This window comes from Actinomadura sp. NPDC000929 (genome assembly GCF_040492065.1).
GTDB classification, from domain to species: domain Bacteria; phylum Actinomycetota; class Actinomycetes; order Streptosporangiales; family Streptosporangiaceae; genus Spirillospora; species Spirillospora verrucosospora.
Genome location: NZ_JBEUPA010000034.1, coordinates 17,251 through 37,788, shown reverse-complemented (window position 1 = coordinate 37,788; position 20,538 = coordinate 17,251). Strand labels below are relative to the sequence as shown.

The following is a 20,538-nucleotide window of genomic DNA, read 5'->3' as shown; positions in this document are numbered from 1 at the left end:
ATCCGGAGCGGGCCTCAGAGGACGGCCAGGAGCCGCTTCCGCTCGAATTCGGTCACCTGGCGGCGGTAGTCCTCCCACTCCTGGCGCTTGTTGCGCAGGAAGAAGTCGAAGACGTGCTCGCCGAGGACGTCGGCCATCAGCTCGCTGCGCTCCATCGCGCGGATGGCCTCGTCCAGGTTCTGCGGCAGCGGCTCGATGCCGAGGGCGCGCCGCTCGGCCACGGTGAGGGCCCAGACGTCGTCCTCGGCGCCCGGCGGCAGCTCGTAGCCCTCCTCGATCCCCTTGAGCCCGGCGCCGAGGATCGCCGCGAACGCCAGGTAGGGGTTGGCGGCGGTGTCCAGCGACCGGAACTCGATGCGGGTCGAGTGGCCCTTGTGCGGCTTGTACATGGGGACGCGGACCAGCGCGGACCGGTTGTTGTGCCCCCAGCAGATGTAGGACGGGGCCTCTCCGCCCAGGCCCGCCGCGGAGCCGACGTTGCCCCACAGCCGCTTGTAGGAGTTGACCCACTGGTTGCACACCGCGGTGATCTCCGCGGAGTGCCGCAGCAGCCCGGCGATGAACGCCCGCCCCGCCTTGGACAGTTTGTACTCCGCGCCCGGCTCGTAGAAGGCGTTGCGGTCGCCCTCGAACAGCGACATGTGGGTGTGCATGCCCGAGCCGGGGTGCTCGGTGAACGGCTTCGGCATGAAGGAGGCGTGCACGCCCTGCTCCAGCGCGACCTCCTTCATGACCAGCCGGAACGTCATGATGTTGTCGGCGGTGGTGAGCGCGTCGGCGTACCGGAGGTCGATCTCCTGCTGGCCGGGGGCGCCCTCGTGGTGGCTGTACTCCACCGAGATCCCCATCGCCTCCAGCATGGTGATGGCGTTGCGCCGGAAGTCGTGCGCGGCGCTGTGCGGGGTGTGGTCGAAGTAGCCGCCCGCGTCGGCCGGCTCGGGCTCGCGGCCGTCCTCCGGCTTGTCGTTGAAGAGGAAGAACTCGATCTCGGGGTGGGTGTAGAAGGTGAACCCGAGGTCGGCGGCCCGCGCCAGGGAGCGCTTGAGGACGTAGCGGGGGTCGGCGAAGCTCGGCGCCCCGTCCGGCATGAGGATGTCGCAGAACATGCGGCCGACGCCCGGGGACTCCGACCGCCAGGGCAGCACCTGGAAGGTGGACGGGTCCGGTTTGGCGATCATGTCGGCCTCGTACACCCGGGCGAAGCCCTCGATCGCCGAGCCGTCGAAGCCGATGCCCTCGCCGAAGGCGCCCTCCAGTTCGGCGGGGGCGACGGCCACCGACTTCAGGAACCCGAGCACGTCGGTGAACCACAGCCGGATGAAGCGGATGTCGCGCTCCTCAAGCGTGCGGAGCACGAACTCCTGCTGACGGTCCAATGCCCTCTCCCTCGGTACTGCCCTGTCGGCGAGACTGCGTTCGTCGGCGACGCGGGCCCGGCATGCCGGCCGCGCTGAGCCGGTCCGGCTGTATCTGCAGTATGCCCGGACGCTGTTACCGCGACGTTACGCGTCCGGGGCCGGTGATCGGAACATATCCGACGGCGGACCGTCCTCGATCCGCGCGGCGGCCGGGTCGAGGACGCGCGAAAGGAAGGTCCGGGTCCGCTCGTGCGCGGGCGCCCCGATCACCTGGTCGGGCGGGCCCTCCTCCACGACCACGCCGCCGTCCATGAACACCACCCGGTCGGCCGCCTCCCGGGCGAAGCTCATCTCGTGGGTGACGACGAGCATCGTCATCCCCGCCTCCGCGAGGCCGCGCATGACGCCGAGGACGTCCCCGACCAGCTCGGGGTCCAGCGCGGACGTCGGCTCGTCGAACAGCATCACCTCCGGGCCCATCGCGAGCGCGCGGGCGATGGCCACGCGCTGCTGCTGTCCGCCCGACAGCTGCGCCGGGTAGGCGTCGACCTTGTCGGCCAGCCCGACCCGCTCCAGGTTCTCCCGGGCGATCCGCTCGGCCTCCGCCCTGCCCCGCCGCAGCACCTTCCGCTGGGCGATCATGACGTTGCCGAGCGCGGTCAGGTGCGGGAAGAGGTTGAACGCCTGGAAGACCATGCCGATCCGGCGGCGGACGGCGTCGATGTCGACCTCGGGGTCGGTGACGTCGGCGCCCGCGACCCGGACCCTCCCGGAGGAGGGCTCCTCCAGCAGGTTGACGCAGCGCAGCAGCGTCGACTTGCCGGACCCGGACGGGCCGATCACGCAGACGACCTCGCCGGCCCCGACGTGGAAGTCGATGCCGCGCAGCACCTCGTTCGCCCCGAACGACTTGTGGAGGCCGCTGATCTCGATGGCCGCCGGGGCCCCGGTGTCCTTGGCAAGGCTCGTCATCGCCGCCCCCTGCGCTGCCGCGCCTCCAGCCGCCGGGCCAGCAGGCTCAGCGGGATCGTGATGAGCAGATAGCAGATCCCCGCCACGATGATCGGGGTGGTGTTGCCCTGCTCGCCCGCGAGGTCGCGGCCGAACTTCGTGAGCTCCCGCTGTTCGAGCGTGATGCCGAGGAACAGCACCAGCGAGGAGTCCTTGCAGAGCAGCACCAGCTCGTTGGTGAGCGGCGGGATGATGATCCGGAACGCCTGCGGGATGACGATCGAGCGCATCGCGCGGGTGTGCGACATGCCGAGCGACCGCGCCGCCTCCAGCTGCCCCTTCGGGACGGCCTCGATCCCGGCCCGGATCGTCTCGGCCATGTAGGCGGTCGCGGCGAGGCCGAGGGCCAGTCCCGCCTGCCCGGCGGCGCCGCCGGGGATGTTGGTGCCCGGGAAGGCCAGCGGCACGCCGACGCCCACGAAGATGAAGATCAGCAGGAGCGGCAGGCCGCGGAAGATCTCGATGTAGGCGGTGGCGAACCACCGGTACGGGGGCACCGACGACAGCCGCATCAGCGCGACGACCAGCCCGCCGCCGAGGCCGATCCCGAACCCGACCGCGGTGTAGAGGGCGGTGTTGCGCAGCCCGACCGTGATGATGTCGGGGAACAGGCTCTTGGCGACCTCCCAGTTGGCGAAGTTGAGCCGCAGGGTCCCCCAGTCGGCGAGCGCCAGCAGCAGCACCACGACGACCACGAAGATCCCGTACTGGCCGCCGAGGGAGAGCTGCCGGCGGCGCCGGCGGGTCAGCCCGCCCGGCGCCGCCGCACCCGCCGGTTCGGCGGTCACGAGCCGCCGCCGGCGCTGGGCGGCATCGGACCGATCCACTTCTCGTAGATCCGCTTGTAGGAGCCGTCCGCCCGCGCCTTCGCGATCACGTCGTTGGTGATCTTCACCAGCTCGGGGTTGTGGCCCTTGCGCATCCAGAACCCGTACTGCTCGCCCGTGTTCAGGTTGGCGGCGATCTCGAAGCCGGCGTTCGCCGGGTCCTTCAGCCAGCCCTTGACGACCGGGTCGTCCTGCACGATCACGTCGACCTGGCCGGTGCGCAGGCCGTTCAGCTCGGCGTTGGAGTTGTCGAACGAGCGCGGGTCGAAGCCCTTGCCCTTGACGAAGTCCTCACCGGTCGTGCTCGCCTGCGAGCCGAGCTTGAGCTTCCTGGCCTTGACGTCGTCGAGCGCGGTGATCCCGCTGCCCTTCTTCGCCATCAGCGACTGCGTGGCGTCGAAGTAGGGGCTGGAGACGTCCATGAACTTCACCCGGTCGGGCTTGATCGTCATGCCGCCCATCTGGATGTCGCACTTGCCGGCGTTCAGCGCCGAACCCGTCTTCATCGTCTCGAACGGGGTGTCGACGATCTTCTGGGTGACGCCGAGCCGCTTGGCGACGAGGTCGATGAGCTCGACGTCGAAGCCCACGACCTTGCCCGACTTCTTGTCCTCCGACTGGAAGGGCGGGTAGGGCAGGTGCGTGCACGAGGTGAGCGCGCCCTTCTCGATGAGCTTCACGCCCTGCACCGTCGCGCCCTTGTCACCGCCGCACGCCGACGCCGTCAGCGCCAGGGCCGCGAGCCCCGCGCCGAAGGCCCGGAGCGTCGTCCGTCTCGACACGTTTCCTCCTGATCGTGCTCGCTTCCGATCACCGCACTATCGCACGTCCCCCCGGCCGGGGGCAGGGGGCGGGCGGCTGACTCGCCCATGACCGTCCCCGGATATCCGTTTCCCGGAAATTGACGTGGCGATCATGGTCGTCCGGCAAGGTGATCGTTAGCGTGGATCGCGTCGTGGACATCTCACTTCTTCTCTCGATGACCGACCGGGTGACCGCGCTGGCCACCCCGTCGGCCATGCACCCGGAGTCGTGGCAGCTGTGCGCGCAGGTGGAGGCCTGGGCACGCGGCCGCGGGCTGGTGCTCGGAGATCCGGACACCTCCCCGCTCGGCCGGGCGCGCTGCGAGCGGCTCGCCGCCCGCGTCCTGCCGTCCGCCGACCTGGCCGCCGTGGACCTGTTCGCCCGCTGGCTGACCTGGACCCTCGCGCTGGACGACACGCTCGACCACCCGCCGCTCGCCGACAGCGGCAGCGCCGTGCACGGGCTGTACGACGACCTGCTGCGCGCGATGCGGCGCGGCCACGCCCGGCCCGGCGCCCGGCCGCTGGAGGCGGCGCTGGTGGAGCTGTGGCACGCCACGTCCAAGGACATGAGCCGCGACTGGCGCCGGCGGTTCATGCTGCACCTGGAGGCGCACCGCGACGGCTGCGCCGAGGAGGCCGTCAACCGGCGGATCAGCCACGTCCCGACCGAGCAGGAGTACCCGGCGCTGCGCCGGCGGGCCTGCGGCCCGTTCCTGTTCGACCTGGTGGAGGCCGTCCTCGGCGTCGAGCTGCCGGCGCGGCTGCTGCGCACGCCCCGCTGGAAGACCCTCGCCGACGGCGTCGCCGACGCGGTCGCGTGGGCCAACGACCTGGCCTCGCACGACCTGGAGGCCGCGCGCGGCGACGTGCACGACCTGCCCGCCGTCCTCGCCAGGGCGCACGGGATGGACGAGGCGCGGGCGGCCCACCTGGTCGCCGAGCGGATCGCCGACCGGCTGGAGGAGGCGTGGACGGCGGCGCGCAGGCTGCCGGAGATGCTCGACCGGCTGGACCTGACGGTCGCGCAGCGCGCCGCCGCCGCGCAGGTCGTCAAGGTCCTGCTGGACACGCCGCGCGCGCACATGGACTGGCTCGCCGAGTCCGGCCGCTACGGACCGGAGGCCTCCCCCGCCCCGCCGCGCCTGGACGCGCTCGCGTCGCTGCGCTGAGCCCCGGCGAGGGCGTCCCCGGCCGGGGTGCGGACGTACAGGACGCGGCGGCCCATGCGGTGCCCGGTGACGAGGCCGCAGGCGCGCAGGACGCCCAGGTGCTGGCTGACGGCCCCAGCGGTCACGCCCGTCCGCCTGGCGAGGTCGGTGGTGGACGCGGGCGTGGCGAGGGCCGTGAGCAGCTCGGCGCGGCGGCGTCCGATCAGCGCGGCCAGGGCGCCGGCGCGCGGCTCGTCCGGCGGCCCGGTCTCCCACAGCGTCGCCGCGCCGCGCGGCGGGTAGCTGACCATCGGCTGGTAGGGCGGCACCATCACCGACACGTTCGGCCACACGTACGCGCTCGGGACGAGCAGGATGCCGCGCCCGGCGAGCTCGCCGCGGAAGTGCCAGTGGCGGTCGACGGAGAGCGTCCCGGCACGCCAGGAGACCGCCTCGTGCAGGTCGCCGAACACGCCCTCGGCGCCCTCGGCGGCGAGCGCGCCGCTGCGGCGCAGGACCTCCCCCTCCAGCAGGTCGCGGATGCGCGGCCAGAACGGCTCCACGGCCACCTCCCAGTACCGTTCGAGCAGGTCGGCGAGGTCGTCCCGGGTGCGTTCGGGGTCGGCGGCCATGGCGCGGCGGGTGGGCCGGGGCGGGGCGCCGGGCGCGGCCCAGCTGAGCTCGGCGGCGACGACCTCGGGCGGCGTGGCGCGGACGGTCGCGATCTCCGCGCCGAGGTCGGGCAGCGGCGTGCGCGGCGGCGGGGTGAGGAAGTCCGGGATGTATCCGGCGGGCAGGACGACGTCCAGCAGCGGCTCGAAGCCGAGACCGCGCAGGCGGGGCCGGACGGTGCGCACCCACGGCAGATGGAGCGCGTGGCCGGACGGGTCGGCGAGCACCCGCAGGCTGCGCACCATCTCCCACAGCGGCGAGAACGCGAACCGGACCCGCGCCACGTCGTCCGGCGCGAGCACGAACTCGATCATTTAGCCCAGGCTAAATGATTATCTCGGAGCGCGGGCCGCCTCCACCATCGTCACGTGACCCTTCTGGAAGAACCTCCCATCGGTCCCGCTCCCGGCAGGTTCGCGGCTTTCCTCCGCCCCCGGGTGGGCGGCTTCCCCCGGCCCTTCTGGGTGCTGTGGGCGGGCACCCTGCTCAACCGCCTCGGGACCATGGTCGAGCCGTTCCTCGGCCTCTACCTGACGACCATGCGCGGCCTGTCGCTGGCCCAGGCCGGCGTGACGATGGCCGTGCTCGGCGCGGGCTCGCTCGCCGGGCAGCTCGCGGGCGGCATGCTCGCCGACCGCATCGGCCGCCGCGCGACGCTGACGCTCGCGACCGTCGGCACCGGCGCGGCCATGCTCGCGCTCGGCTACGCCCAGGGCCTCGCCGCGATCCTCGCCGCCGCGCTGGTGCTCGGCCTGCTCCTGGACATGTACCGGCCCGCCGCCCAGGCGATGGTGGCCGACATCATCTCCCCGGCCGAGCGCCCGCGCGCGTTCGGGCTGCTGTTCTGGGCGATCAACCTCGGCTGGGCCTTCGCCATGGTGCTCGGCGGGACGCTCGCGCAGCAGGGCTTCCTGTGGCTGTTCTGGATCGACGCCCTCACCTGCGCGGCGTTCGGCCTGCTCGTGTGGCGGGCGATCCCGGAGACGCGGACCCGCGAGGCCCGCGCCGAGCGGGCGGGCGGGTTCGGCCGCGTGCTGCGCGACCGGGTCATGGTCGGCTACGTGCTGGTCACCCTCTTCTACACGTTCGTGCTCATGCAGGGCATGACGACGATGCCGCTCGCCATGAAGGAGGACGGGCTCGGCCCGCAGTCCTACGGCCTGGCGATCGCGGCGAACGGCACGCTGATCATCATCGTCCAGCCGCTGGTGAACGCGTGGCTGGCGCGGCGCGACCACAGCCTGGTGCTGGCGGCGGGCTTCGCGCTGGTCGGGGCCGGCTACGGGCTCACCTCGCTCGCCTCGTCCGTGGCCGCCTACACCGCGACGATCCTGGTGTGGACGCTCGGGGAGATCATCGCCGCGTCCGTCCTGCAGGCCGTGGTCGCCGACCTCGCCCCCGCCGACCTGCGCGGCCGGTACGGCGGCCTGTACGGGATGGCGTGGTCGGGCGGCTTCCTGCTGGCGCCCCTCGGCGGCACCCAGCTGCTCGGCGCCGGAGGGGCGCCCGCGCTGTGGCTGACCTGCGCGGGTCTCGCCCTGGGCGCCGCCGCGGCGCAGCTCGCGCTGGCTCCCGCGATCCGGCGGCGGCGCGCCGCCGCGCTCGCCGCCGACTTCTCGTCAAAGTGACGAAACTGGGCGGGACGCTCTACCCTTGGACCGTGGCACAACTCAGGCTCGCGCTCGCACAGGTGAACTCGACCGTCGGCGACCTCGACGGCAACGCCGACCAGATCGTGACGTGGACGCGCCGCGCCGCCGAGGCGGGCGCGCACCTCGTCGCATTCCCGGAGATGATGCTGACCGGCTACCCCGTGGAGGACCTCGCGCTGCGCGCGTCCTTCGTGGCGGCGTCCCGCGACGCCCTCCTGCGCCTCGCCCGCCGGCTCGCCGACGAGGGCCTCGGCGACCTCCCCGTCGTCACCGGCTACCTCGACTGCCCGCCGGCCGGCGCGGCCCGCTCCGGCCGGGCCGGCGGCCTGCCGCTGAACGCGGCCGCGTGGCTGCACGGCGGCGAGGTGCTCGTCCGCTCCGCCAAGCACCACCTGCCCAACTACGGCGTGTTCGACGAGTACCGGATCTTCGCGCGCGGCGACCGGCTGCCGGTCGTCCGGCTGCACGGCGTGGACATCGCCACCGCCATCTGCGAGGACCTCTGGCAGGACGGCGGCCCGGTCAGCGCCACCGGCGCCTCGGGCGCCGGGCTGCTGCTGGTGATCAACGCCTCCCCCTACGAGCGCGACAAGGACGACGTCCGCCTCGACCTGTGCGCCGGCCGCGCCCGCGAGGCCGGCTGCGCGCTCGCCTACGTCAACCTGGTCGGCGGCCAGGACGAGCTCGTCTTCGACGGCGACTCGCTCATCGTCGGCCCGGACGGCTCGCCGCTGTCGCGCGCCCCCCAGTTCGTCGAGCACCTCCTCGTCACCGACCTCGACCTCCCGGCCGCCGGCCCCGCCGCCGACGAGGGCCCCGTCCGCGTCGACGCCCAGGACGGCACCACGATCGCCATCGACCGGCACGTCCTGTCCGCCGACCCGCTGCCCGCCTACCCCGCCGAGCCGGGCACGGTCGCGCCGCCCCTGGAGGACCTCGCCGAGGTGTACGCGGCGCTCGTCCTCGGCACCCGCGACTACGTCCGCAAGAACGGCTTCCGCTCCGTCGTGCTCGGCCTGTCCGGCGGCATCGACTCGGCGCTCGTCGCCACCATCGCCTCCGACGCCATCGGCCCGGAGAACGTGCACGCCGTCCTGCTGCCGAGCCGCTACTCCTCGGAGGGCTCCGTCGTGGACGCCGAGGAGCTCGTCAAGCGGCAGGGGATCAACTCGCGCCTCGTCCCCATCGCCGGCATGGTCGAGGCGTTCGAGGAGCAGCTCGACCTGCACGGCCTCGCCGCCGAGAACCTCCAGGCCCGCATCCGCGCCAACGTGTGGATGGCCCTGTCCAACGAGGACGGCCACCTCGTCCTCACCGGCGGCAACAAGAGCGAGCTGGCGACCGGGTACTCCACCCTCTACGGCGACTCCGCGGGAGGCTTCGGCCCCATCAAGGACGTCTTCAAGCTCACCGTCTGGGACCTCGCCCGCTGGCGCAACGCCCAGGCGGGCAAGGACTCGCCGCTCCTGCACCCCTTCACGCAGGAGCCCATCCCCGAGGCCATCATCGTCAAGGAGCCGTCCGCCGAGCTGCGCCCCGACCAGCGCGACCGCGACAGCCTCCCCGAGTACGCCCTCCTGGACCCCATCCTGACCGACTACGTCGAGCGCGACATGGGCCGCGACGCCCTCGTCGAGGCCGGCCACGACCCGGCCCTGGTCGAGCGCGCCATCCGCCTCGTCGACATCGCCGAGTACAAGCGCCGCCAGTACCCGCCCGGCCCCAAGATCACGCCCAAGAACTTCGGGCGCGACCGCCGCCTCCCCATCACCAACCGCTGGCGCGAGAAGCTGAGCTAGCTGTGTCTTCCCAGGGGGGCGACCCCCTGGAACCCCCGTCGCGAGCCGGACGATCCTCACGCCACAGTGCGGGCGTGCTGTGTCCGTGCGGGTTTGCCGGTGGCGCTGCGGTCGCCCGGCTCGCGCCCTCGCTCAGGTCACCCCGTCGCCCCCTGGGAAGGGGTCGCTCCCCCTGGGCTATTCGCGGTGGTGGAGTTCGCCGGGCCAGGCCTCTTCGGGCCAGGCGGGGACCTGCTCCGAGGCGTCGGGGTCGACGCCGGGGACGATCTGCTCGCACCAGACGACCTTGCCCGCGGCGGTGCGGCGGCTGCCCCAGCGGTGGGCGAGCTGGCTGACGACCAGGAGGCCGCGGCCGTTCTCGTCGTCGTCCTCGGCGCGGCGCAGGCGCGGAAGGGCGGCGGAGCGGTCCAGGACCTCCAGGACGAGGGTGCGCTCCAGCAGGAGGCGCAGCTCGATCGGGCCGTGGGCGTAGCGGAGCGCGTTGGTGATGAGCTCGGAGGCCAGCAGCTCGGTGGTGTAGTCGAGGTCCTCCAGGTCCCATTCCGCCAGACGGGTGCTGACGAGGCCGCGGGCGCGGCGGACCGCGGCCGGGTCGGCGGGCAGCGTCCAGGAGGAGTAGCGGTCCTGGGGAAGGCGGCGCAGCCGGGCGATCAGGACGGCGATGTCGTCGCGGTGCTGGTCGGCGTAGACGCCCGCGAGGGTGGTCTTGGCGAGGTCCTCCATGGAGCGGTCGACCGAGTCGCGGCCGAAGATCTTCTGGAGGCGGGCGAGGCCGTCGTCGATGTCGCGGCCCCGGTTCTCGACCAGGCCGTCGGTGTAGATCACGAAGAGGCTGCCGTCCTCGACGGGGAACTCGCGGCTCTCGATGGCCGAGCCGCCCGAGACGCCGAGCGGCGGCGCGGGCGGGACCTCCAGGTACTCGTTGTCGCCGGTCGGGCTCGCCAGCAGCGGCGGCAGGTGCCCGGCGGAGGCGATCTCGATGGTGCCGCTGGTCGCGTCGTACACCGCGTAGACGCAGGTGGCGAAGTGCGGCTCCTGCTCGCCCAGCTCGATCATCAGCTCGTGCATGACGTGCAGGGCGTCGGCGGGCGGCAGCTCCAGGTTCGCGAGCGTGTGCAGGGCGGTGCGCAGCCGCCCCATGGTGACGGCCGCGCGGACGCCGTGCCCGGCGACGTCCCCGACGATCAGGGCGACGCGGGCGCCGGGCAGCGCGATCGACTCGTACCAGTCGCCGCCGACCTCGACCAGCTTGCTGCCCGGCAGGTAGCGGTGCCGGACCTCGACCGAGGACGGCGCGGACAGCCGCATCGGCAGCAGGCTGCGCTGGAGCGCGAGCGCGGTCGCCCGCTCGCGGCTGTAGCGCCGGGCGTTGTCGATGACGATGGCGGCGCGGGCGGCGAACTCCATGCCGATCTCGACGTCGTAGGCGTCGAACTTGCGGAAGCCGGGGACGCGCGTGCAGGCGATGAAGCCGAGCAGCGTGTCACGGGCGATCATCGGCAGCAGCACCATCGACACGTTCGACAGCAGCTCGCCCGCCGGGCCGCGCCGCCACAGGCGGCCGATCTCGCTCGCGCGGTCCACCTCGATGTGCGGCAGGTGGACGGGCCGGGCGGTCTCCATGACCTGCCGGTACGGCGTGCCCTCCGGGAAGACGAGCACCTCGCCGACGGGGAACGTGGACGTCCAGGCGGGGTTGCCGTCGTCGGAGGTGACCGCGATGCGGCGCAGCACCGCCGAGCCGGACTCGGCGTGCACCTCGTCGGCGGCGACCAGGCTCTCCAGCACCAGCACCGACGCGACGTTGCAGAAGTGCGGGACGACGACGTCGACGAGACCGCGGGCGGACTGGTCGAGGTCGAGCGTGGCGCCGAACCGGGTGAGCGGGTCGTCCATCAGGGCGCGCCGCATGAGGGCCGGGTCCTGGTAGCGCTCGCTCGGCGGCAGCTCGACGCGGATGAACAGCAGCGCGGCGGGCGCCGCGCCCGGGCCGCCGCCGAGCATCGGCTGCACGGTGAGGAGGGCGTCGGCGGGCGCGCCGCCGTCGCCGCGCAGCACGCCCATCACGCCGTTGCGCTCCTGCCCGCCGCCGTTGGCCTCCAGGAGGGTCTCCAGCTCGGCCTTCGCCTCGTCGCCGACCAGGTCGGTCGCGGGCCGGCCGATCAGCTCCTCGGGGGCACGGCCGAGGACGGCCTTGGCGTTCGGGCCGCACTGCACGATGTGCCGAGCACCGTCGATGCCCAGGACCAGGGTCCGGGACGCCGAATCGGTGGCTGGCGCATCGCCTCGCGGCGCCATGACGGATCTCACCTGACGCGCTCCAGACAGCCGGTCGTCTCAGCACTACCCAGCGACAGTATGGGGCATGAGCCAGCGGTAAGGGGAGAAGATCGCGCTTACCGCGCCTAAAACCGCCCGCCGTCCGCTTCCGGACGGCTTTACCGCGCGCTCTCGATGCCCCGCAGGAGGGTGTCGACGACCGCGTCGGCGTACCCCTCGGGGAACGTCTCCTGCGGCCGCTTGGCGGTCAGGGAGCCGAGCAGCAGCGACATCGCGACCTCCACGTCGAGGTCGGGGCGCAGCTCCCCGGAGTCGACCCCGCGCTGGATCACCCTGCGGATGACGTCCCGCCGCGGCTCGATGACCTCCTGCCGGTAGCGGGCGTACAGCTCGGGGTGCTTCTCCGCGCCGCCGACGACGTTCCAGAAGCACCGCGAGTACCGGCGGTGCCGGTCGCCCGCGAACCGCCGCGCGATCGCGGTGAGGTCCTCGCGGGCGGACGCGCCGGACGGCTCGGGCAGCGGCTCCTTCACCGCGCCGAGCGCGTGCACGATCAGCGCCTCCTTGCTGGGCCAGCGCCGGTAGATCGTCGTCTTGCCGACGCCGGCGCGGGCGGCGACCGCCTCGATGGAGACGCCCGCCACCCCCGACTCCTCGGCCAGCAGGTCCAGGGTGGCCTCGACGATGGCCTTCTCGGCGCGCTCGCTGCGCGGCCGCCCCGCCTGCCGCCGCTCGGTCCCGGTCATGATTCCCTCACCCTGCCACACCGGCCGTCACACGGCGGCCTTCTCCGGCCGCCGCTCGGCCGGAGCCTGCTCGGACGCCGCCGCGGCGCGTCCCGGCATCCACTTCAGGACGACCAGGGCGCCGATGAGGGAGACCACGGCGGCGGCGACGGACGCGGCGTGCATGGCGTGCACGAAGGCGGCGTCGGCGGGGCCGACGAGGCCCTGCCCGGCGGGGCCCATCCGGGCGGCGACGGCGTGCGCGCCCTCGATCGACTCGGCGGCGGCCTGCCGCGCGCCGGCGGGCAGCGCGGCGAGCTCGGCGCGCAGGTCGCCGCGGTAGACGGAGGCGACGACCGAGCCGAGCACGGCCACGCCCATCGCGACCGCGACCTGGCGGGCGGTGTTGTTGATGGCCGATCCGGCGCCGGCCTTCTCGCGGGGCAGCGCGGACATGACCGACTCGGTGGCGGGCGGCATCACGTTGGCCATCCCGACGCCCTGCACGAAGAAGATCGCGCCGAGGATCCACAGGGAGGTGTGGACGCCGACGAACTGGTAGCTCGCCAGCGCGACGGTGACCAGCAGCAGCCCGACGGTGCAGACCGCCTTGGCGCCGAACCGGCGCACCATCGCGGCGCTGCGCGGGGCGAAGGCGAGCTGCGCGACGGCGAACGGCAGCACCATGGCCCCGGACTGGAGCGGCGTCAGGCCCCGCACCGACTGCATGTAGAAGTTGGCGAAGAAGAACACGCCGGTGGCGGCGAAGAAGCACAGCGCGATGGAGGCGACGGCGGCCGACATGCGCGCGTCCTTGAACAGCCGGACGTCGAAGGCCGGGGACGCGATGCGGGCCTCGTGCCACACGAACAGGGCGAGGACGGCGGCGCCGGCGAGGATCGGGCCGAGCACGGGCGCCTGCAGCCAGTCGCCCTTCTCACCGCCCTGGATGATCCCGTACGACAGGACGACCAGGCCGATGACCGACAGCACCACGCCGACCGGGTCGAGCCGGCCGGGGGCGGGGTTGCGCGACTCGGGGACCAGGAACGCCATCAGCGTGACGCCGACCGCGATGACCGGCACGTTGATGAGGAAGACCGAGCCCCACCAGAAGTGGGCGAGCAGCAGGCCGCCGGTGAGCGGGCCGATGGCGACGCCGAGGCCGACCGCGCCGGCCCAGATGCCGATGGCGCGGGCGCGCTCGTGCGGCTCGAAGACGTTCGTGATGATCGACAGCGTCTGCGGCATGACCGCGGCGCCGCCGAGGCCCATCAGGGCGCGGGCGTAGATGAGCTGCTCGGGCGACTGCGCGTACGCCGACACCAGCGAGGCGAGGGCGAACACCGCCATGCCGCCGACGAGCACGCGCTTGCGGCCGATCCGGTCGCCGATCACGCCGAAGGTGAACAGCAGGCCGGCGAAGACCAGCGTGTAGGAGTTGATCGCCCATTCGAGCTGGCTCTGCGTGGCGCCGAGGCCCTTGTCGGGGTCGGCGATGGTCTTGAGCGCGACGTTGAGGATGGTGTTGTCCAGCACCACCACCAGCAGGCTCATGGTCAGGACGCCGAGGATGTACCACCGGCGCCGCTGGATCGTCTGGGGGTCCATGTCGATACGCAACGGTATCGTTTCGGAATCTGTTCCCGGCCCGGCGGAGAAAATTCTGGAATGGGGAGGGGTACCCGAATCGTTGGCCAGGTGGCACCATCGGTTTCGTCTGGGTACGCCGCAGTGGCGCCTCAAGACCAGCGGAGGTTCTGCATGTCTTCATCCGTCGCATCCCCGGCACAGCCGACCGCACTCTACGGCGGTACGAGCGGGCGCAGGGTGACCGTACGCGACATCGCGGCGGCGAAGCAGCGGCACGAGAAGTGGCCGATGCTCACCGCCTACGACGCCCTCACCGCACGGATCTTCGACGAGGCCGGCATCCCCGTGCTGCTCGTCGGCGACTCCGCCGCGATGGTGGTCTACGGCTACGACTCGACCATCCCCGTCACCGTGGACGACCTGATTCCGCTCACCGCGGCCGTCGTCCGCGGCTCCAAGCGCGCCATGGTGGTCGCCGACCTGCCGTTCGGCTCCTACCAGACGGGCGTCACCGAGGCGCTGACGGCCGCCACCCGGTTCCTCAAGGAGACCGGCGCCCACGCGATCAAACTGGAGGGCGGGCGCCGCGTCATCCCGCAGGCCGAGGCGATGGTCGCGGCCGGCATCCCGGTGATGGGCCACCTCGGCCTCACCCCGCAGTCGGTGAACGCGTTCGGCGGCTACCGGGTGCAGGGCCGGGGCCAGGACGGCGACGAGCTGATGGCCGACGCCAAGGCGCTGGAGGCGGCGGGCGCGTTCTCCGTCGTCCTCGAATGCGTGCCCGAGGAACTCGCCGCCCGCGTCACCGCGTCCCTGTCCATCCCGACGATCGGCATCGGCGGCGGCAACCAGACCGACGCGCAGGTCCTCGTCTGGCAGGACATGGCCGGCCTCACCCCGCACACCGCGAAGTTCGTCAAGAAGTTCGCCGACATGAACACCCTGCTCGGCGAGGCGGCCCGCGCCTACGCCGACGAGGTCGTCAGCGGCGCCTACCCGGCGCCGGAGCACACCTACCACTAGCGGGCACGGGCCCCAGCGCCGAACCAGGCCCACCCCCGCACGGCCGCGCCGCCCCCGGCGCGGCCGTGTGTGGTTTCCGCCTACTGGTCGGGGTCGGAGCGGTCAGGCCCGGGCCGTGCTCCGGCACCGGACCGGCCGCCCTCGTGGTCCTGGCCGTCGCGCGGCGGCGGGACGCGGCGCGGGGCCGCGCCGTCCGCCGTGATCTCGTCGCGGAGCGTCTCCACGGCGGAGCGCAGCACGTCGGGACCGGCGACGTTCATCAGCAGCAGCCCGAGGTTGAGGGCCATCTGGCCGTCGGTCATCTCGCTGCCGGCGAGCGCGTCCACGGCCGTGCGCAGGTCGGCCTGGTCCTCGGCGGAGACGTTCTGCAGCAGGCCGAGGCAGTACGTCGGCAGCGCGAGCCGCGACCGGGCGAACGAGACGCCCCGCATGATCTCGCCCGCCTCGTGCGCGCGGGTCTTGGCCTGCATCCGGTCGACGCCCCGGTCGGCGGCGGCCAGCAGTGAGGTCAGCAGCGTGCTCGGCCCGACGGCGACGTCCTCGTCGCCGACCCGGACGGTGAACACCGCGCTGCGGAACACCATCATCGAGCCGAGGCTCGCCACGAGCACCTGCGTCGCCTCGGCGACGTGCGGCGACTGGACGCCGAACCGCCAGCCGAAGGTGTGCAGGAGCAGCAGCGAGCCCGCGCCCGCTCCCCCGTTGATCAGCACGTACGCCCAGGTGCTCGGCACCCGGACCAGCGTGGTGGGCCGGTCCCGGTACCGGCTGACCAGCTCGGCGATGCCGACCAGGCAGCTCAGCGAGACCGCGACGACGTATCCGATCATCGGGACGCGGTCACTCCCCGGTCAGCCGGACGACCTCGTCGATCTCCCGCTCCACCGCGACGAGGCCGCGCTCGCGCAGCACGTCCACGGCGTCGGCGACCTCCAGCAGCCCGAGCCGGGTGGCGTGGTGGATCTGCTCCAGCGACAGCGGGCCGTTGGCCGCCCGCAACTGCGCCAGCACGCGGCGGCACGCGTCCTCCGCGCCCGGCTCGGCGTACCCGGCGGCTCGGCCGGGCTCACCGGCGGGCGCCGCGCCCGGCGGCCGGGCGCCGCCGCTCCGCCCGGAAGGGGCCAGGAACGCGCTCCACGGATCTGCCGACCGGTTCTCTCTCATCTCCACCCCGCCTGTCGCCACTGCGATGGTAATCCAGGACTAGGACGCGGCGCAGGCCCGAACCGCTCCCCGCACGGTCAGTGGTCTCGGTCTCGGGGGCCGTCCGGCGGCCCGGCCCCGTCCCGGCCGTCCTCCTCCTCCGCACCGGACGGGCCGCGGCGCCGGGAGGAGGACCGCGCCACGATCAGGCGGTCGCCCGGTTCGAGGGCCGCGCAGCCGGCGTCGTCGAACGGCAGCAGCCGCCCGTCCCGCACCACCGCCAGCGCGGGGACGCGGACCGCGCCGAGCGGGCCGCCGACCTCGTCCTGGTGGACCTCGCGCTCCACCAGGTCGAGGCCGCTCCCCTGCTCCAGCAGGTCCTCGATGACCTCGCCGACGCTCGGCTGCGTGGTGGAGACCCCGAGCAGCCGCCCCGCCGCCTCCGACGAGGTCACCACGTGGTCGGCGCCGGACTGGCGCAGCAGCGGGACGTTCTCCGACTCGCGCACCGCCGCCTGGATGCCGGCGTGCGGGTTGAGCTGCCGGGCGGTCAGCGTGATCAGCACCGCGGTGTCGTCGCGGGCGCTCGCCACCACGATCTCGCGGGCCCGCTGGACCGAGGCCTGCCTGAGCACCGAACTGCGGGTCGCGTCCCCGACGACGCCCGCGAACCCGGCCTCGGCGGCCTCGGCCACGACCCGCGGGTCCGGGTCCACGACGACGATCGACTCGGGCGGCACCCCGGTGCTCAGCAGGGTCCGGATGGCGCTGCGGCCCTTCGTGCCGTAGCCGGCCACCACGATGTGGTCGCGCACGCGTGCCCTCCAGCGGGACCTTCGCCAGTCGTCGCGGGTGCGTTCCGCCAGCACCTCCAGGGTCGTGCCCACGAGGACGATGAGGAACAGCACCCGGACGGGCGTGATGAAGACGATGTTGACGAGCCTCGCGCCGTCCCCGACCGGGGTGATGTCGCCGTACCCGGTCGTGGACATGGTCACGGAGGCGTAGTAGAAGGCGTCCAGCAGCGACAGCCGCCCGTCGCCGGTGTCGCGGTACCCGTCGCGGTCGAGGTAGACCACGGCCACCACCATGAGCAGCAGGACGAGCGCCAGCCCGACCCGCTTCCCCACCGCGCGCAGCGGCCCCGTCCGGGCCGACGGCAGCAGGACGAGCGGCCGCCGCGCGGCGTCCTGGCCGTTCATGCCGGCCGACCGTTCATGCTGGCACCGTACCGGGGACGGCCCGCCCGATGCGCGGTCAGACGTCCGTGATGCGCAGTCCGGCGTGGGCCTTGTAGCGGCGGTTCATGGAGATGAGGTTGGCGGTGAACGCCTCGATCTGGTGGGCGTTGTGCAGCCGCCCGCCGTAGACGCCGCGCATGCCGGGGATCCGCCCGGCGAGGGCCTGGACGAGGTCGGTGGCCTCCCGGTCGTTGCCGAGCACCAGCACGTCCAGCTCCATCTGGTCCACCTCGGGGTCGAGCAGCAGCCTGGCCGACACGTGGTGGAAGGCGGCCACGACCCGGCTGTCGGGCAGGACGGCCGCGGCCTGCTCGGCGGCGCTGCCCTCCTCGACCGGCAGCGCGAAGGCGCCCTTGCCCTTCTCGAAGCCGAGCGGGTTCACGCAGTCCACGACGATCTTGCCGGCCAGCTCGGCGCGCAGCGACTCCAGCGTGGCCCTGTGCCCGTCCCACGGCACCGCCACGATCACCACGTCGGACTCCCCGGCCGCGACCGGGTTCTCCGCACCGGAGACGGGCAGGTCCGCGCCGAGCTCGTCCGCGGCGGCCTGGGCGCGCTCGGCCTTGCGCGACCCGATCGTCACGCGGTGCCCGGCCAGCGCGAAACGGCGCGCGAGGCCCTTGCCCTGGTCTCCCGTCCCGCCGAGGATGCCGATGGTCAGGCCGCTCGCGTCGGGAAGGTCGTAGGGCGTCTTCTGCTGCTGCTCAGTCATGCGGCCGAGTCTGCCAGGCCGCTCACCGGCGGCCCGGCGCCGGGCTCCCGCATCGCCGAAAGGGCCTGCCGGGGGCGCGGGGTGAGGCACCATGGTGCCCGTGGACGCCGAGCAGATATCGATGTTGCGCGAGGTCCTGTCGGCGACGGGCTGGCTGGAGCGGACCGAGGAGTTCGGCCGGGCGCTGCGCGTCACGTCCCGCACCCCGGGCGGGCTCCTGCTGGTCGGCACGCCGGCGGGCGACCCGTGGCATCTGGCGGCGCACCTCGACGACGAGAGCCGGCTCGGCGGCGCCCCCGGCCTCGCGCCCACGCTGGTGCGCTGGGAGCCGCCGGCCGACGCGCCCGCGCACCTGCGGGTCGGCCTGGATCGGCTGGAGGAGGCCCGGCGCGGCGAGACGCTGTTCGTCGTCGCCGAGGAGGGGGCGCCCGTCCCGCTGCTGGAGCGGGTGGACGACGCGCGCCGCACCGGGGCGACCGTCCTCGCGCTGGAGGGCGGCGACCGCGAGCTGCGCGGCCTCGCCCACGAGGCGCTGACCGTCCCGCCGGGCGAGGCCCTCATGTCGTTCGACGGGGCGCAGCACCTCGTCAGCGCGGCCGCGGGCCGGGAGCCGGAGCGGAGCCCGCGCGGGCTCAGGCGCCGCCTCGCCCGGCTCCTCGACGCCGTCTCCGGCCCGGTCCCGGACTAGTCCTCGTCCTGCCTGCGCCACGCCTCGTTGCGCTCGCGGGCGATGGCCATGGCGTCCGCGGCCTCGCCCTCGGTCCTGTAGGGGCCCATGCGGTCCTTGCCGGGGCAGCCGGCCCCGTGCTCGGGCTTCATGTGCTTCAGGCAGAACCACCAGTCACCGTCGTCACCGGCCATCGGCGCTCCTTTCGATCATGCGCTGGCACGAGAGTGTGCCCGGATCGCGCTGACTACACTCCATCACTATGACGACCCAGTTGCTCCGACCCGGACGCGTCTCCCCCATGCGCAAGGTTCCCTCGAACATTCCGCGCCCTGAGTACGTGGGGAAGAAGCGGCCGCGGACGGGCGAGCCGGACGTCAAGTCGCCCGAGACCATCGAGCGGATGCGGGTCGCCGGGAGGATCGCCGCGCAGGCGCTGGAGGAGGTCGGCAGGCACGTCCGGCCCGGGATCACCACCGACGAGCTGGACGCCGTCGGGCACGAGTTCCTGCTCGACCACGGCGCCTACCCCTCCACGCTCGGCTACCGCGGGTTCCCCAAGTCGCTGTGCACCTCGATCAACGAGGTGATCTGCCACGGCATCCCCGACGACACGGTCCTGCGCGACGGCGACATCATCAACGTCGACATCACCGCCTTCGTCGGCGGCGTGCACGGAGACACCGACGCGACGTTCCTGTGCGGCGACGTGGACGAGGAGTCGCGCCTGCTGGTGGAGCGCACCCGCGAGGCGGCGATGCGCGGCATCCGCGCGGTCAAGCCCGGCCGGGCGCTGAACGTGATCGGGCGGGTCATCGAGTCCTACGCCAAGCGGTTCGGGTACGGGGTCGTGCGCGACTTCACCGGGCACGGGATCGGCACGACGTTCCACTCCGGCCTCGTCGTCCCGCACTACGACGACCCGGCCGCCACGACGATCATCGAGCCGGGCATGACGTTCACCGTCGAGCCGATGCTGACCCTCGGCACGCACGAGTACGACATGTGGGACGACGGCTGGACGGTCGTCACCAGGGACCGCAGGCGCACCGCGCAGTTCGAGCACACGCTGCTGGTCACCGAGGACGGCCACGAAATCCTCACCCTGCCGTGACCCTTCCCTCGATCTAGAGTCCGATTCGCCCGCATCCGGCCCGGGAGACCCTCGAGAGATGAACGCCCCAGCGCCGTACGAGCCGAGGGTTCCCTCCGACAGCATGCCGCCGGGGCAGGCCGCGCTGAGCGTGACGTGGGCGGCGCTGCCGTTCCTGACCCTCGGCTTCGCGACGCCGTTCACGTTCGCCGCCGCGCTGCTGTGGCGGCGGAGCGTGCACCTGCTGGTGTCGACGGTCGTGTACGCCGGGGTGTTCGCGTTGATGCTGTCCCTGCTGTCCGGCACCGGCGAGGACGAGGGCACCGTGCGGGCGGCCGGCATGCTGATGTCCGTCCTGGCGGTGGTGGGCTGCGGGCACGCCTTCCTGATCCGGCGGAAGGTGTTCGACCCGCACGGGCTCTCGGGCGTCGACAACGAGGCCGTGGTGGAGCGGGTCAAGCGGCAGCGGCTGCTGCGGCAGAAGGCGCGGGAGCTGGCCGCGTCCGACCCGGGGCTCGCCAAGGAGCTGCGCATCGGGCGGCCCGACCTGCCGCACCAGTACAACGACGGCGGGCTCGTCGACGTCAACCACGCGCCCGCGCAGACGCTGACGCTGCTGCCCGGCGTCACTCCGGAGCTGGCGGCGACGATCGAGCGGGTCCGGGCCGAGACGGGCGGGTTCGTGTCGGCCGAGGAGCTGTCCGCGGTGGCGGGGCTCCCGCCCTCCCTCACCGGCGATCTGGCCGAGTACGCCGTCTTCATCCGCTGAGCGCGGGTATGCAGCGGGC

20 protein-coding genes are annotated in these 20,538 nt (G+C 73.2%); 7 read left to right on the top strand and 13 right to left on the bottom strand.

Annotation, left to right across the window (positions count from 1 at the left end; genetic code table 11):
* Window positions 1-14: 14 nt before the first annotated feature.
* The 4 genes from glnA2 to ABWI04_RS15355 form a co-directional block, all read right to left on the bottom strand.
* The gene (gene glnA2 / locus ABWI04_RS15370) at window positions 15-1,376 is read right to left on the bottom strand and encodes a gamma-glutamylpolyamine synthetase GlnA2 (protein ID WP_345174689.1); all 1,362 of its coding nucleotides are present in this window, start codon (window positions 1,374-1,376) and stop codon (window positions 15-17) included.
* 126 nt (window positions 1,377-1,502) lie between these two features.
* Window positions 1,503-2,330 carry an amino acid ABC transporter ATP-binding protein gene (locus tag ABWI04_RS15365; protein WP_353832816.1) on the bottom strand — a complete coding sequence of 276 codons (828 nt, stop codon included), beginning with the start codon at window positions 2,328-2,330 and terminating at the stop codon, window positions 1,503-1,505.
* Window positions 2,327-3,196, bottom strand: a complete 870-nt coding sequence (locus tag ABWI04_RS15360; protein ID WP_353832815.1) for an amino acid ABC transporter permease — start codon at window positions 3,194-3,196, stop codon at window positions 2,327-2,329. The genes ABWI04_RS15365 and ABWI04_RS15360 overlap by 4 nt, the downstream gene beginning before the upstream one ends.
* The gene (locus ABWI04_RS15355) at window positions 3,154-3,978 is read right to left on the bottom strand and encodes a substrate-binding periplasmic protein (RefSeq protein ID WP_345174683.1); all 825 of its coding nucleotides are present in this window, start codon (window positions 3,976-3,978) and stop codon (window positions 3,154-3,156) included. Before ABWI04_RS15355 ends, ABWI04_RS15360 begins: the two co-directional genes overlap by 43 nt.
* A gap of 161 nt (window positions 3,979-4,139) precedes the next feature.
* Here ABWI04_RS15355 and ABWI04_RS15350 point away from each other — a divergent pair, with 161 nt between their 5' ends.
* Complete coding sequence (locus ABWI04_RS15350; protein ID WP_345174680.1) at window positions 4,140-5,171, top strand: terpene synthase family protein; 1,032 nt, start codon at window positions 4,140-4,142, stop codon at window positions 5,169-5,171.
* Here ABWI04_RS15350 and ABWI04_RS15345 read toward each other — a convergent pair.
* Window positions 5,111-6,136 carry an ArsR/SmtB family transcription factor gene (locus ABWI04_RS15345; protein ID WP_345174678.1) on the bottom strand — a complete coding sequence of 342 codons (1,026 nt, stop codon included), beginning with the start codon at window positions 6,134-6,136 and terminating at the stop codon, window positions 5,111-5,113. The genes ABWI04_RS15350 and ABWI04_RS15345 overlap by 61 nt on opposite strands.
* A 54-nt stretch (window positions 6,137-6,190) precedes the next feature.
* Between ABWI04_RS15345 and ABWI04_RS15340 the strand changes: the two genes are divergently transcribed.
* Together ABWI04_RS15340 and ABWI04_RS15335 are read left to right on the top strand one after the other, a co-directional pair.
* The gene (locus ABWI04_RS15340) at window positions 6,191-7,450 is read left to right on the top strand and encodes an MDR family MFS transporter (protein ID WP_353832814.1); all 1,260 of its coding nucleotides are present in this window, start codon (window positions 6,191-6,193) and stop codon (window positions 7,448-7,450) included.
* A gap of 32 nt (window positions 7,451-7,482) precedes the next feature.
* Entirely contained in the window at window positions 7,483-9,273 is a 1,791-nt protein-coding gene (locus ABWI04_RS15335; RefSeq protein WP_353832813.1) for an NAD+ synthase, read from the top strand.
* Between the two features lie 177 nt (window positions 9,274-9,450).
* Here the strand turns inward: ABWI04_RS15335 and ABWI04_RS15330 are convergent, their stop codons facing one another.
* From ABWI04_RS15330 to ABWI04_RS15320, 3 genes are all read right to left on the bottom strand, one after another.
* Entirely contained in the window at window positions 9,451-11,571 is a 2,121-nt protein-coding gene (locus ABWI04_RS15330) for a SpoIIE family protein phosphatase (protein WP_353832812.1), read from the bottom strand.
* Window positions 11,572-11,711: 140 nt separating this feature from the next.
* Window positions 11,712-12,299 (bottom strand): TetR/AcrR family transcriptional regulator, encoded by a 588-nt coding sequence (locus ABWI04_RS15325; RefSeq protein ID WP_345174672.1) that lies wholly within the window; start codon window positions 12,297-12,299, stop codon window positions 11,712-11,714.
* A gap of 27 nt (window positions 12,300-12,326) precedes the next feature.
* A complete protein-coding gene (locus ABWI04_RS15320; protein WP_353832811.1) occupies window positions 12,327-13,889 on the bottom strand; it encodes an MFS transporter in 1,563 nt (520 codons plus the stop codon).
* Window positions 13,890-14,042: 153 nt separating this feature from the next.
* Here ABWI04_RS15320 and panB point away from each other — a divergent pair, with 153 nt between their 5' ends.
* The gene (gene panB, locus ABWI04_RS15315) at window positions 14,043-14,894 is read left to right on the top strand and encodes a 3-methyl-2-oxobutanoate hydroxymethyltransferase (RefSeq protein WP_353832810.1); all 852 of its coding nucleotides are present in this window, start codon (window positions 14,043-14,045) and stop codon (window positions 14,892-14,894) included.
* A gap of 80 nt (window positions 14,895-14,974) precedes the next feature.
* Here the strand turns inward: panB and ABWI04_RS15310 are convergent, their stop codons facing one another.
* The 4 genes from ABWI04_RS15310 to npdG all read right to left on the bottom strand — a co-directional run bounded on the left by ABWI04_RS15310 (window position 14,975) and on the right by npdG (window position 17,990).
* Entirely contained in the window at window positions 14,975-15,724 is a 750-nt protein-coding gene (locus ABWI04_RS15310) for a hypothetical protein (protein WP_353832809.1), read from the bottom strand.
* 10 nt (window positions 15,725-15,734) lie between these two features.
* Window positions 15,735-16,058 carry a hypothetical protein gene (locus tag ABWI04_RS15305; RefSeq protein WP_353832808.1) on the bottom strand — a complete coding sequence of 108 codons (324 nt, stop codon included), beginning with the start codon at window positions 16,056-16,058 and terminating at the stop codon, window positions 15,735-15,737.
* Window positions 16,059-16,135: 77 nt separating this feature from the next.
* Complete coding sequence (locus ABWI04_RS15300) at window positions 16,136-17,239, bottom strand: potassium channel family protein (protein ID WP_353832807.1); 1,104 nt, start codon at window positions 17,237-17,239, stop codon at window positions 16,136-16,138.
* 55 nt (window positions 17,240-17,294) lie between these two features.
* Window positions 17,295-17,990: an NADPH-dependent F420 reductase gene (gene npdG, locus ABWI04_RS15295; RefSeq protein ID WP_353832806.1), complete on the bottom strand. Its 696-nt coding sequence runs from the start codon at window positions 17,988-17,990 to the stop codon at window positions 17,295-17,297.
* A 91-nt stretch (window positions 17,991-18,081) separates the two neighbouring features.
* On the opposite strand from npdG, the gene ABWI04_RS15290 reads away from it, so the two are divergent.
* Window positions 18,082-18,678 (top strand): hypothetical protein, encoded by a 597-nt coding sequence (locus ABWI04_RS15290; protein ID WP_345174657.1) that lies wholly within the window; start codon window positions 18,082-18,084, stop codon window positions 18,676-18,678.
* Here ABWI04_RS15290 and ABWI04_RS15285 read toward each other — a convergent pair.
* Window positions 18,675-18,851 carry a hypothetical protein gene (locus tag ABWI04_RS15285; RefSeq protein ID WP_345174656.1) on the bottom strand — a complete coding sequence of 59 codons (177 nt, stop codon included), beginning with the start codon at window positions 18,849-18,851 and terminating at the stop codon, window positions 18,675-18,677. The genes ABWI04_RS15290 and ABWI04_RS15285 overlap by 4 nt on opposite strands.
* A 68-nt stretch (window positions 18,852-18,919) precedes the next feature.
* Here ABWI04_RS15285 and map point away from each other — a divergent pair, with 68 nt between their 5' ends.
* Both map and ABWI04_RS15275 read left to right on the top strand, forming a co-directional pair.
* The gene (gene map, locus ABWI04_RS15280) at window positions 18,920-19,771 is read left to right on the top strand and encodes a type I methionyl aminopeptidase (protein ID WP_353832805.1); all 852 of its coding nucleotides are present in this window, start codon (window positions 18,920-18,922) and stop codon (window positions 19,769-19,771) included.
* 58 nt (window positions 19,772-19,829) lie between these two features.
* Entirely contained in the window at window positions 19,830-20,519 is a 690-nt protein-coding gene (locus ABWI04_RS15275; protein WP_345174651.1) for a ComEA family DNA-binding protein, read from the top strand.
* Window positions 20,520-20,538: the final 19 nt, after the last annotated feature.

Coding starts and splice junctions, on each gene's coding strand:
- map (WP_353832805.1), top strand. CDS start 18,920: ATGACGACCCAGTTGCTCCGACCCGGACGCGTCTCCCCCATGCGCAAG.
- ABWI04_RS15310 (WP_353832809.1), bottom strand. CDS start 15,724: ATGATCGGATACGTCGTCGCGGTCTCGCTGAGCTGCCTGGTCGGCATC.
- ABWI04_RS15285 (WP_345174656.1), bottom strand. CDS start 18,851: ATGGCCGGTGACGACGGTGACTGGTGGTTCTGCCTGAAGCACATGAAG.
- ABWI04_RS15300 (WP_353832807.1), bottom strand. CDS start 17,239: ATGAACGGCCAGGACGCCGCGCGGCGGCCGCTCGTCCTGCTGCCGTCG.
- ABWI04_RS15365 (WP_353832816.1), bottom strand. CDS start 2,330: ATGACGAGCCTTGCCAAGGACACCGGGGCCCCGGCGGCCATCGAGATC.
- ABWI04_RS15345 (WP_345174678.1), bottom strand. CDS start 6,136: ATGATCGAGTTCGTGCTCGCGCCGGACGACGTGGCGCGGGTCCGGTTC.
- ABWI04_RS15325 (WP_345174672.1), bottom strand. CDS start 12,299: ATGACCGGGACCGAGCGGCGGCAGGCGGGGCGGCCGCGCAGCGAGCGC.
- panB (WP_353832810.1), top strand. CDS start 14,043: ATGTCTTCATCCGTCGCATCCCCGGCACAGCCGACCGCACTCTACGGC.
- ABWI04_RS15330 (WP_353832812.1), bottom strand. CDS start 11,571: ATGGCGCCGCGAGGCGATGCGCCAGCCACCGATTCGGCGTCCCGGACC.
- ABWI04_RS15290 (WP_345174657.1), top strand. CDS start 18,082: ATGGTGCCCGTGGACGCCGAGCAGATATCGATGTTGCGCGAGGTCCTG.
- ABWI04_RS15320 (WP_353832811.1), bottom strand. CDS start 13,889: ATGGACCCCCAGACGATCCAGCGGCGCCGGTGGTACATCCTCGGCGTC.
- ABWI04_RS15275 (WP_345174651.1), top strand. CDS start 19,830: ATGAACGCCCCAGCGCCGTACGAGCCGAGGGTTCCCTCCGACAGCATG.
- npdG (WP_353832806.1), bottom strand. CDS start 17,990: ATGACTGAGCAGCAGCAGAAGACGCCCTACGACCTTCCCGACGCGAGC.
- ABWI04_RS15305 (WP_353832808.1), bottom strand. CDS start 16,058: ATGAGAGAGAACCGGTCGGCAGATCCGTGGAGCGCGTTCCTGGCCCCT.